Origin of the sequence: Dokdonella sp. (assembly GCF_049593775.1) — a bacterium.
Classification (GTDB): Bacteria; Pseudomonadota; Gammaproteobacteria; order Xanthomonadales; family Rhodanobacteraceae; genus Dokdonella.
On record NZ_JBAWHJ010000434.1, the window covers coordinates 1 to 11,873 of the forward strand.

Below are 11,873 nucleotides of genomic sequence, written 5' to 3' on the forward strand. Positions count from 1 at the left end.
GCGCAGCCCTGATCGAGTTTGGGCAAGCAGGGCGAGAACTTGCACTGTACTCCGGCTCGGTCGTGCGCTTTCATGATGCTGCTACCCGCAACTATCTTCGCGAGATCGATGTGGGCGAGTCCGTTAGTGCAGTGCTTGCGCTTGGTTCGGATAGTCGTCAGTTGCTGATCGCTGCCAAGGGCAGGTTGATGCTTGTCGATGGCATTGGCGGAGGCGTCCTCGCCACATCAGAGTACATGGGTGTTGGCTTGGGAGATCGCAACCAGTTGGCGGTTCAGGATCTGGGCAACGGGTCCTGGCTGGCAGGGGTTGGAAGCGAAGCGGGTGTCTTTCGACTCTTGCTACGCATGCGCGACGAATTGTTTTCGGGTGATTTCGATAGCGACGCGTCTGTGTTCGACTAGCCGCTGGCTTTTGAGGAACCGCGGGAGGCTCTCCGAGTGATGCGCTGGCAGTCGGCGTGATTCCAACTGAGGGGGTTCTCACCCTGTTCTCGTATAGCTGAAGCCAGGTCCCCAGCATCCGGGGACCACTGGATTCAGTGGGATCCAGTCCAGGCTCGGATTGCGCTTGCATTTCGGGCAACCTCTACCTGTAATGCTTAGCGCGAGCATGCACGAATGGCAAACGTTGCAGCTCTCTTTCGCTACACTCCGGGCTCGTAAATCTGCGAGGGCGAGCGCCAGTGAGTGATAAGAATCGGATGGACGCGGCTGACTCTGCTGCGACTTCAACCAGCCCATCCCCCCGAGTCGCCTTCGAAAAGCTGCGCGAACGGACAGACGAGCTGGAACTGCTGATATCGGGTATCAGTCTGCTGGCATTGATTGCCCTGCCAAATTGGCTCTTCGACCACTGGATGCGGTATGCGTTGCATCTTGAAGGTGAACGACTCGCCGTCGTGTTGATGGTGTTTCCGCTGGCAATCGGTTTGAGCTATTCGCTGGCGGGTGCGTTTCTGCTGCACCTCGCCGTGCGCGCCTATTGGGTAGGACTGATCGGACTGAAAGCGGTGTTTCCCGACGGTATTCGATGGCAAAGCCTGCGCAGCCTCGGACCCATTGCGCGTCAGGATCAACAGCGCCGACTCGTCGATCTGGAAACGTCCATCGGCGCCGCAGATCGCGTTGCGTCCATCATTTTCGCAATGATCAGCCTGGTTGCCTTGTCCATCATGTGGATGGGCTCGCTGCTGCTCGGAATCATCCTGCTGGGCATGTTCGCAGGCTATCTGTTCGGTCTGCCCGAAGGGTCGGTGGATGACCTGGTCAGCGCGCTCGCGCTCGTGTTTATCGGCATGCCGATACTGGCCACGGTGCTTGATCGCGGGATGGCACTGTTGCGAGGTGCCAATGCTGCACCGCCTGCATGGCTACAAAAATTTGTTCGAGCGCTGATTTCCGTGCAGTCGGTATTCATGCCGCAGCGCTTGATGCTGCCCGTTCAACTGACGCTTGAATCGAACCTTCCGCGATACACATTTACGTTTGCGTTCGCGGCGATTCTCTTCTCGACTGTGCTGATCGGCGTTTCCCAGCCGCGACTGGCGAAGCAGTTCGCACCATTTGGCGACTATGCCTATCTTGATGAGATGTCTGTCGCGAATGGGCTGCGCTCGGCGAGCTACGAGAATCTCCGCGTAGAGGAGGATCGGCTGCTTCATGTGCCGATGATTCCGTCCGACCTTGTTGCAGACTCCTTCTTGCGCGTATTCCTGCCCTACGTACCCGATCGCGACAACCAGGCGATTCGTGACCAGTGCGCCGACACCACCACTGCGGCGCTTCGACTTCAGTGCCTGGCCCGGCTCTGGACCGTCAGTCTGGATGGGGTGCCCGTGGACATTTCCAGCTTTATCGCTTCGGAGCGACGCGATATCGGATTGCGCGGCATCCAGGGATACCTTGCTCTGGCAGGGCTTGCTCCCGGCGCACACCAGCTTACAGTCACCTGGGCGTCTACCGCCGATTCGGCCGATGAAAGTGAGAAGGCCGTCTACCAGATTCCATTCTGGTTCGCGCCGCCCTATCAGCTTGACCTCCCGACAGAGATGCCTGTCGAGATTCCGGTGAGCGCTGAACGCGGAGCAGCGGCTGCCGAGAACCGTTCTCCAGTACCGAGCAGTTAGATCCTTCAGTCCTTTCCAATGCACTGCACGGATCAGAGAACGCAGTTGTTGGCTTGAATTTGACTGCTTGTCAACCTGCGAAGTCGCGTAGCTGGCAAGGCTTCATTCTGGAACAACCATTGGCCTGACAACTTCCGGGAAGCCGAAGCCCGGCGACTGGATTCAGTTCTGAGGTGATCTGGACAGAGTCGATGGAAACCTGCCTTTGCATGTGTTTCGCTGGTACTGCTCACCGCCTTGGTGACGTTGGTCATGACACCCCGGGAGGCTTCCTTGCGTACCTTGACTCAATTCGACATCAACCCTTCCGAACCGCGTTGGGTGGCCGTCAACGACGGCGTGATGGGTGGGCGTTCAAGTGGCGGGCCGACTCTCAAGGACGGCGCGCTGCAGTTCGCCGGCATGTTGTCGCTCGAGAACGGGGGTGGGTTCTCGTCAATCCGTACCGTTGACTACCTTGTTGATCTGTCGGAGGTTTCCGCCGTGTTGCTGCGTGTTCGTGGCGATGGCCGTGTCTATCAGGTTCGACTCGCCACGGATGCGCAACACCTTGGCTTGGCCGTGTCCTATGGTGCCGAGTTCGTGACGGTCGCCGGAAAGTGGATCGAAGTACGTGTTGGCTTCGATGCGTTGCGGCCTAGCGTACGCGGGACCGTGCTGGAAGGGCCGCCGTTCGATCCTTCGAAGGTCCGACAAATTGGTGTGCTCGTCGGCGACAAGAAGGAAGGACCGTTTTCTCTGGAAATCGACTGGATTGCCGTGGAGTGAGACTCGGCATTGGCAGCGCCAGTGAATCGACTACTGACCCACAAGGGCTCGTCGGCGCATCCAGCCACTCAGCGACAGGCGCGGTCGCGTAGCAGGCAATACTTCGTGAGGAAACCGGGCGCTGAGAAACGCGACCATCGTGCCGCATCGTGGTTGCACGCGTTCGATGGACTTGTTCGATTGATGATGGATCAGGAGCTCGCCGCCATGATGATCCTGCCAGCGTGCATTGAGATAGAAGATCAATGACACGACGCGCAGGTCGTGGGTGCCGAAGCGGTCGAGATGGGTCTTGTAGAACGCGCCAATCGGGTAGCGTGCATAGTGGCACTCGGTATCGATTGCGCCGATGTAGAGCGCTTCGTTGAGTGCAGCGCGTAGCCTGTTGATCAGCTCCATGGCACGCGATTCCGCAGGGGCCAGCGCGTTTTCGTCTAGCCAGGCGATCGAGTCGCCGCGCAGTTCTGTCGTGGATGTCAGGCTCGTGGCGCGCCCTACTTGCGCTGCAACGAGGCCTTGTCGCGCCTGCAGCACAAGCAGGCGACCGCGCAGGGCAATCACCAGTGCTGCATCGAGAATTGAATCGCCCACGTAGCAGCCAGTGGTGGCAATGGACTCCACGATCCTGTCGTTTAGAAGGCTCACCAACTGTGGCCAGGCGGGCGGGGAACCGGGCGCAGATCGTCAAGCCGTTCAACGCGGTCGCGCGACTTGAACATGCGGTTCTCCGAAGGTTGGCCACAGTAGCAGCTTGTGGCTCTGTCAAGGCGAAAGTCCTTCCTGCTGGGACACATCTGGATTGGGCCGGTTGGGTCCAGCCAACCCGCGATAGAAACATGCAACTGATCAACGCGGAAAAGCCCGGTTCGGAAAAAGCGCTTGTATCGCATCGTGAGGGTGCCTGCCCGTGAGATGAACAGGATCGATAGTGGTCGTCACCTGGAAACCATGCACATGGTCGGAAAGCGCAAGAAGGAACTCGAGCTGGAGCGTTCCACGGGACGGCGAGCGCAATGACACTGGTTCTCAATCGCGCGGTGTGAACAAATGGTTGCGTCCATTCAAAAGGCTGAGGCGCCGGATGCTTGGCAAAGGTGCAGGTGGCGATTGCATGGCATGCGTTGTTGCGAACGGTTTCCGGGTGGCAAACGGCATCCTGATCGCTATGCAGAATAACAACTGCACGTACCGACCCAGGGAATGCGCAGAGGATCTCGCGGAAGTCGTGGCGGACACTGATCTCCGGAAGGACCAACTCGTTTCGCAACAGGCAAGACTCCTCGACTTCCAGGGTCGATCGGGTCGTGCCGTCGCTGACATGATCGCCCTGGCAAACGAGCTTGCCAGGGTTGAAGCAAGTCTGGCCGAGCTCGATCGGGCATCGGCCAATCTCCAGCACAGGACCGAGACCAATCTGCTGATCATCCAGTTCAGCACGATGGAGGGTCATTCCCGCTGGTCATCCGTCGGGCGATCACTTTCCGGAAGTCTCGATTCTTTCGCCGAAGGGGTATCCGAAGCGATTGACATGATTGCCTACGGGTTCCCGTTCCTTCTTGCGTTGTTTCCGCTGGCACTCCTGTGGCGCTGGTTGTGGCGTCGCGCGACTCAACGCATATCGACGTCACCAACCTGATCGGCGTAGTCCTTTTTCGGATCGACCCCAAACAGCATCTTCACGCCCGCAACAAGATTTGATTCGTTGAGCCAGACTTGCGCGTTTTCAGGATCGAAGCGCAGCAATACCAGATTGGGGTCATACTTTCCTTCGAACCACGCGGCGATGAACGGGTTCCAGAGACGCTCGATCACGGTGCGATCCTGCGAGATGCTGAGGCGACCATGAATGCTGGCGAACAGCTCGTGTCCCTTGGAGCTGAAAGCAGCTATAGCGCGAGAGTCCGGACCAAGCTTCTCGACCACTGCATTGGGTCGCCCGGTAAAGAACCATATCGGGCCGTGCTCCTCTTCAATGCAGGCCGTCATCGGTCGCGAATGGCCATCTTCCGCGCCGTCGATGCCGAGCATCATCGTGCGGTCGGACTTCAAGGCTTGCCAAAGCTTCTTCTCGAGTTCTTTCTTGTCAGTCATGCGTTCTACTCCTGATGTCGTGGGGAGCGGGTGGCCGCTATACCGGGTTCAAGATTTAAGGCCGTGCGCATGAACACTGCGGGAACGTGATCGAGGAACAGGTGGTTTTCGTGTGTGGCGTTCAACGGCACGGGGTACACGCGCTGCAAGAACGTGGGCTCTCCCGACCTGGCAGGGTCCAGGCCGATCCATCCAGGGACGGCGTTGTGCCATCCTGGATCGCTGCGTCATCCGCAGGAAGGGTGGGGCCGGGCGACTCCCGGACCGGGCTTCGACAAGTGGGTCAATTCGCATCCGCGGTCTTGTCGGGCGACAAAAAATTCACATGATCTCCAGAGGGCTTTGACAACTTCCCCTCTAGCCTTGCGTCTCCAGCCCTCTCAAGGAGTCGACAAGCGGATGTCAGGTGATCAAATGATGGGTCAATCTCGTTCTCGCGGGCATTCCCGCTGCGGACAGTATCGACACCTGGTCCTGTTGTGGCTGTTGGTTCTGGCAACCTCGTTGACAACGCGGGCCGTTCTTTCCGCCATCAGCCTGCACGCAGGCCAGATTGCCCTGTCTGATCTTCCCTATGTGTTCGCCGTCGGCCTGCTGCTGGATGCGCTTGCCGGTTTGTACCTCTGTCTGCCATTCGCACTCTGGATCTGGCTGATGCCGGCCCGCTGGTATGCGTCGTGGCCAGGTCGGGCCACGGTCTATCTCGGATTTGCGGTAGCAATTTTCGGGCTGTTCTATCTTGTTGCTGCAGAATACTTCTTCTTTGACGAGTTCAATTCGCGCTTCAACTACACAGCTGTCGAGTACCTGATTTATCCGACCGAGGTTCTTGGAAACATCCGCGATTCGTATCCTGTGGATATGGTACTCACTGGCTGTGTCCTGTCGGGTTTGCTGATTGCATTCCTCTTGCGGAAACGAATCGCGCATGGATTCGAGGGCCTGGCTACGTTTCGCCGTCGCAGCATTGTCACGCTTTCACTGTTCGCGCTGACAGCCGTTTCAGCGTGGATGGTCAATCTGGAATCTGCTCGCGACCTTCAGGAAAATCGCGTTGCCGATGAAGTGGCCGCGAATGGCGTGTACTCATTCTTCAGCGCCTTGAGAAATGCACGTATCGACTATGACCGCTACTACGCGACCTTGCCCGAGGCCGAAGCAATCACGCGTGTGCGCAGGTTGGTCCAGCAATCGAACACGCGCTATCTGGCTACCCCCGAAGCAACGGGAAATCCACTCGCACGCAATGTCGACAATTCGGATCTTGGTCCGCCGCGGAAGCTCCATGTGATTTTCCTCTTCGAAGAATCGATGGGTTCGGAGTTCGTGGGCAGCCTGGGAGGCAAGGGGTTTACGCCGAACATCGATCGCATTGCAGCGCAGAGCCTCAGCTTCACCCACATGTACGCCAGTGGCACACGCACCGTGCGCGGAATGGAAGCGTTGACTACATCGCTGGCACCTGTGCCACCGGAGTCAGTGGTCAAGCGCACAGGCAACGAGGACCTGTTCAACCTGTCGACGATCGCCCGCAAGCAAGGTTATGCGCCAACATTCATCTATGGCGGCTATGGCACGTTCGACGACATGAATGCGTTCTATGCAGGGAATGGATGGCGTGTTCTCGATCGTACCGACATGCCGGCTCCAAAGTTCGCCACCATCTGGGGCATTGCCGACGAAGAGCTGTTCGACAACGCCCTTGCCGAATTCGACAAGCAGATCGAGCGCGGCGAGCGCATCTTTTCCCTGGTCATGAGCACGTCGAACCACCGGCCCTATCTGTTCCCCGAGGGCATCCCGGGCGTGCAGGCAGAAGGTGGTGGGCGCGAAGCGGGCGTGCGTTACGCCGACTATGCGATAGGGAAATTCTTCGATCAGTTGCAAAGCAGGCCGTGGTACAAGGACACCCTTCTGGTTATCGCTGGCGACCATGGTGCTCGCGTCTACGGTCGTGCACAGATTCCGGTGTCCAACTACGAGATTCCCTTCATCGTCCATGCCGCAGACGCCATCGCTTCCGGGCGCGTCGACACACTGGTCAGTCAGGTGGACATCGGGCCCACCGTGCTGGGCCTGCTGCACTTGTCCTATGAATCCTGGCTTCCGGGCCGGGACATCCTGCGCATGGGGCCGGATGATGGCTACGCGATCTTCAACCACAATCGCAACATTGCCATGATGCGTGACGGCGAACTTGCGACGTTGGGGTTTCGCAAGGCGGTCAACACCGAGCGATACGAGCCGGCGTTCGATCAGCTTGTTTCTGCGAGTGCCAACGTCGAACTTGAGCGGGATACCCAGGCTCTGTTTCAGCTCTCGTGGGAAATGTTCGCTGATGGCCGGCAGCGTGAGCCGTAGCGAAGTGCCTGATCAGCCAGCGAGGTCCGAGTGACGAGGCTTCAGTCCACGTTACCGGCCAGCCTCACGATGTGGCCGGCTCGAGGATCCATCTTCCCTGCCACCAGATCACTGATCAGGGCTTGTGCAGCTTCGATGCCGGTATGCTCGACGACAGTCATCCAGTCATTCTTCGGGTCGCTGAGACGGGCAATGAATCCACCCTGAGCGGCGCTGAAGCGTTCGTTGAAACTTGCTGGTCCCCAGTCTGCAGTACGCTTGCGGATCTGTTCGGGTGCGAAGAAGAACCTCGGTGCAGGGCCGGCAAGAGCGGGCTGGTTCCTGGCGATCATTTCGCTGGTCTGGGTAAAGCCAACCAGGCAGTCGTGGACCAGCTCATGGTCGAAGTGTTGATGGATTCGGGTGCGCAATGCGGCATCGCCCGAGAAATCGAGATACAGGGTTGGCTGGTCGTTGGCAATGGATTCAAGCTGGTCATAAGCGTGCGCCTGCGAGTAGCAGCCCAGCGCATTGACGAATTCGAGATTGCCAGAGGATGTCAGCGCCACCTGCCTGATGTCGGCATGTTCGTCGAGCCATGCTGCGGTTCCATAGGCTGTCTTGCTGGATGCACTGGAAACCACCAGTTGCCTTGCACCGAAGAACCGGTTGTCCTCGAGGTAGTCGGCCAGCATCCATGAGGTCACAAACAACGGACGCAGCAGAGCTTGATAGTCTTCAAGTTCTGGCGAATAGGCCGGGTCGGTACTGCATCGCGTGTAGAAGTTGTAGGCAGATGTCAGCGCCAATCGGTGCGGCATGCCGTCGAAGAAGCCTCTTTCCGTAAGCCGCTCGGGACGAAGTCGCAGCGCATTGGCGATCGGGAAAAATCCGTAGAAGCGCTCGCCACAGGAAATTTCCGGAACCGCGGAATCGATGACTTCGGCAAACCCCCACACTGGCATCTGGGCCCAGTCAGGGTCGCCGGCAGGAAAGAACGACCAGTAGTGAATGGGTGCTTCACCAAACGTCAGGTAGGTCACGTTGTTGGTCGTGATTGAGAATCGGTCGATTCGAACCGTGATTTCGCCTTCTTCCAGCTGAGGCATGGGTTCATGCGCGAGCCGTGACTCTCCAAGCGCGTTCTTTCGCGACTGCAGGCGAGTGAGCGTGTTGATCCGGGTCATGACTGGATTCCAGAAGCAGGAAAGAACAGCTTACCGCCCTGGACGACGTTTCGGGATCCGATCCGGAAATGGATCGAAGTTCCGTATGGCGAAATGATCGGAGAAATCAGCGTTCTCCATTCTGCAGCATTGATCGCTAGCGTCGGCGAGCGTGTTGTTCGACTGAGTCCGCGCCGGTTCACGTTTCGGGCCACCCCGAAGCGTCAATCGATTCACGATAGGCGTGGAACGAAGCATAGGCGAGCCAGGGCATGACAATGCCGAGTCCGAGCAAGGCGCTTGCGAAACCCAAGGCTGTCAGGATGCAGATGATCGCCGCCCATTCGAGCATCACGAGCTTGTTTCTGAGGACTGCGTTGATGCTTGAAATGCAGGCGGTGACCATGTCGACATTGCGATCGGCAATCATTGGCAGGGAGAAGACTGCAATCGAAAACGTGAGTGCTGCAAAGGCAGAACCTATCGCCGACCCGACCAGAAGGAACTCGATGAATTCGTCGAGATTGCCTTGCTGATCCGGGAAGAATGCAGTGAGCAGCATGCCCGACCTCGACCAGATCAAGACGATCACGAACTGGACCAGTGCGAAAACTCCGGCATGCCCGAGTACCCTGCGAACGACACTCATCGAATCGGCGAGTTTGGGGCGTTGCCCATTCAGCAGCGAGCGGCTGACGGAATAGAGTCCAACTCCAATCAATGGGGCGACGAAGACGAATCCGGAGAGCAGGGTAGCCAGCAACGCGAATCGGCCAAGCGTCCAGGCGAACCAGGAGATCAGGGCGCTGACCAGGACGATGACCAGGCCGAACAGAGCGCTCAGGCCCGGGGTCCGGAGCAGATCCTGCCAACCCAGTTTCAACCATCGCCAGGGTGCGGCGAGATCAAGTTTGCGACAGGGGACGACGAACGGTCGCTGCGCCGGATCGTCCGGGGTTTCGCTTTTCTCGGGAGACTCGCTCAAGACCACGCACCTCGCTGGGAGATCAGCCGCTGGCATCAGTCGATAATCGCAACCCTTGCGCCGGGATGCCAGCCGCGCAACTGCCGACGGGCTGGTTCCGAGTATCCGATGCTCAGGCACCGTTTGGCGATTTTCAATCGCGGTGGGTGTGCAGTTGAGGTTCCGAACTGATCAGCATCGGCGTGGCGGCTCGAATCCGAAGGTGCTGTCGAACAGTGCAAACGATGAGGGGCCGCAATGGCGACCCCTCGCTTCACGCGGAGCAGACTCGCGCCTGTACTACATGGACCAGTGCAGATTGACGCCAAGCGAGCGCTCGGGTGCGTAGGTCGACAGCTCGTCGGATGTGGCGAAATAGAGTTCGTCGAACGCGTTTCGCACGTAGAGCTGCATGTTGAATTTGGGCGTGAAATAGTAGCGGAAGTCGGCATCGACAACATTGACGGCATTGCGCTCGAGTTCCTCGAAGCCTGGGCGATCGAATGCCCAGTAGTGTGTGTAGCGCAGGCTGACATCCCAGTTTTCCGACTTGTAGTGTGCCTCGACATCCGCGTTCACTGGCGGGATTCCATACAACTGCTCGCCGATATCGTCAGTGCCGCGTACCAGCGTAGCGGTTGTACGCAGGGTCAGGTTGTTGGTGGGCATCCAGGCCAGTGCGCCCTCGGCACCGTGAAGTTTTGCCTTGCCTACATTGGTGTAACCGTTGATGCCCGGTGCGATCTCGATCAACTGGATCAGTTCATCGACATTGCTGCGCCAGATGTGCGCTTCACCACTCCAGTTGCCGATGTTCAGCGAGTAACCCAGGTCAACGCCAAGGGAGCTTTCCGAGCTCAGGTCCGGATTGCCGATGACCTCTCCCTGTGGAGTCACGCCAGTGTAGAAACGCTCCTCCAGCGTCGGGAATCGATAGCCCGACGATACGTTGAGGGTCAGTCGATTCCACTTCCCGGGTGTCCAGATCGCGCCCGCGGTGAACGCGGTGTCGGAATCTCTGGAGCGCGCGGATGCCTGCTCCTGTTCGATCGATGTCGTGCGCGCACCGAACTCGAATCCAAAATCGGAGGCTACCCGCCAGTCGGTCAACGCGAACAGGGACAAGGTGTCTTCTTTGGCGTTCTTCAGACTGTAGGTGCGGTTATGGACATTGCCCCTGGCGTCATAGGCGTCGACGTCACGTCGACCCAGGTATTCGAGGCCGATATTGTTGGTGAAGTTGCCGGTGACGAACGTTTGCTGGACCGAACCCGCGTAATCCGTGCTGCTGACTGCGGCGAATGTGTCCGGCGTGTCCGGGCGCTGGTTGTAGGTGCCGAGGTACTGCTGGTGCGCGTGCACACTGGCCTGGAATCCGCTGTCGTTTCGCAGGCGAATGCGCCCCAGGGTATGGCTGTCCTCGGGATACGTGGTGTCACGGGTCGGATAGCGGATATTCGATTTGCCGATGTTCTCGGTGCGGGAAGGCAGCAGCAACGCATCGATGTCGAAAGCTCCGACCCGTGTGCGGTACTGAAGTGTTGCACTTTCGCGCGTGTAGCCGGTGTTGAGGGGGGTGCCATTCGGCGCCTCGCTTTCGCCGGCGCGATGGCGTGCGGCGGCAATCGAGAAACTCTCCGAGCCGGTGGCGCCGGCTATCAGGGATTCGTTGCCCGAAGTCGCATAGCCGGCATCGACGACCGTGGTGTCGAACCAGCGAGGTTCAATGGAGATCGCGCCACCGAGCGCGCCCGCGCCAAAATGGACAACGGCGGGTCCGCGCGTGGCGTTGATGTCACCAAGCAGGATTGGCTCGACGAAGGCGACGGGAATTCCGGCCCGGCGTTGCGCCGTCAGTGGCATGCCACCCAGCAGGATGAGGATGCCATTGGCGCCGCTGCCGCGAATCGAAAAGGTCTCGAAGATGCCGTTCTGTCCGGTTACCCCGATACCGGGAATGCGCGTGACCAGATCCTGGAAATCGGCCGGTGCGGCCACGGCATTCTCGTAGGTCACCACGTCCGTAGCCAGCGCAGACGGCCAGTCATTCGCTGTGCCGCGTGCCGTGACACGAACGGCGTCGGTCATCCACGGCGTATCGTGCATCAGGGGGTCCCTGGACTCTTCCAGGTACGCCTCGGATTTTTCCTCCTCCAAGGCCTTGGCTTCGTTGCCGGGAGGTTCTTGTCCGATAGATGGGAGCGAAAACAGGGTTGCGGTGCTTATCGCAGCAACAAGCGTGCTGCGCCTTAGAGCTGAAGGCATAGGAATTCCGTGGATCGCCTGTTCCCGTATTGGGAGGGCAAGACCGTCGAGTCTAGTAAAGATGGTGTTAAACAAGATCCGCCGGAAGGCGGATGCTGCTTGGGCCTGAAGGCTCAAGGGAGCATTCGTTCAGCATCCCGCGCGCGAGATG

At 58.8% G+C, this 11,873-nt stretch carries 10 protein-coding genes; 5 read left to right on the plus strand and 5 right to left on the minus strand.

What is annotated here, in order from left to right:
• The 3 genes from WBP53_RS14930 to WBP53_RS14940 all read left to right on the plus strand — a co-directional run.
• Positions 1-404, plus strand: a 404-nt coding sequence (locus tag WBP53_RS14930; RefSeq protein ID WP_423930312.1) for a hypothetical protein, incomplete at its 5' end; no start/stop codon positions are given.
• A gap of 281 nt (positions 405-685) precedes the next feature.
• On the plus strand, positions 686-2,128 hold the full coding sequence (locus WBP53_RS14935) for a hypothetical protein (protein ID WP_423930314.1): 1,443 nt from the start codon (positions 686-688) through the stop codon (positions 2,126-2,128).
• Between the two features lie 273 nt (positions 2,129-2,401).
• The gene (locus tag WBP53_RS14940; protein ID WP_423930316.1) at positions 2,402-2,896 is read left to right on the plus strand and encodes a CIA30 family protein; all 495 of its coding nucleotides are present in this window, start codon (positions 2,402-2,404) and stop codon (positions 2,894-2,896) included.
• 30 nt (positions 2,897-2,926) lie between these two features.
• On the opposite strand, the gene WBP53_RS14945 is transcribed toward WBP53_RS14940, so the two are convergent.
• Positions 2,927-3,541, minus strand: coding sequence for a 2OG-Fe(II) oxygenase (locus tag WBP53_RS14945; RefSeq protein ID WP_423930318.1), 615 nt, complete (start codon positions 3,539-3,541; stop codon positions 2,927-2,929).
• Positions 3,542-4,007: 466 nt separating this feature from the next.
• Between WBP53_RS14945 and WBP53_RS14950 the strand changes: the two genes are divergently transcribed.
• Positions 4,008-4,532 (plus strand): DUF4349 domain-containing protein, encoded by a 525-nt coding sequence (locus tag WBP53_RS14950; protein ID WP_423930320.1) that lies wholly within the window; start codon positions 4,008-4,010, stop codon positions 4,530-4,532.
• Here the strand turns inward: WBP53_RS14950 and WBP53_RS14955 are convergent.
• Entirely contained in the window at positions 4,505-4,987 is a 483-nt protein-coding gene (locus tag WBP53_RS14955; protein ID WP_423930322.1) for a pyridoxamine 5'-phosphate oxidase family protein, read from the minus strand. The genes WBP53_RS14950 and WBP53_RS14955 overlap by 28 nt on opposite strands.
• A gap of 504 nt (positions 4,988-5,491) precedes the next feature.
• Here WBP53_RS14955 and WBP53_RS14960 point away from each other — a divergent pair.
• On the plus strand, positions 5,492-7,348 hold the full coding sequence (locus WBP53_RS14960; RefSeq protein ID WP_423930324.1) for an LTA synthase family protein: 1,857 nt from the start codon (positions 5,492-5,494) through the stop codon (positions 7,346-7,348).
• 41 nt (positions 7,349-7,389) lie between these two features.
• Here WBP53_RS14960 and WBP53_RS14965 read toward each other — a convergent pair whose 3' ends face one another.
• The 3 genes from WBP53_RS14965 to WBP53_RS14975 form a co-directional block, all read right to left on the minus strand.
• Positions 7,390-8,514, minus strand: coding sequence for a DUF2855 family protein (locus tag WBP53_RS14965; protein ID WP_423930326.1), 1,125 nt, complete (start codon positions 8,512-8,514; stop codon positions 7,390-7,392).
• Positions 8,515-8,692: 178 nt separating this feature from the next.
• Positions 8,693-9,478, minus strand: coding sequence for a DUF2189 domain-containing protein (locus WBP53_RS14970; RefSeq protein ID WP_423930327.1), 786 nt, complete (start codon positions 9,476-9,478; stop codon positions 8,693-8,695).
• Between the two features lie 279 nt (positions 9,479-9,757).
• On the minus strand, positions 9,758-11,722 hold the full coding sequence (locus WBP53_RS14975) for a TonB-dependent receptor (protein ID WP_423930329.1): 1,965 nt from the start codon (positions 11,720-11,722) through the stop codon (positions 9,758-9,760).
• Positions 11,723-11,873: the final 151 nt, after the last annotated feature.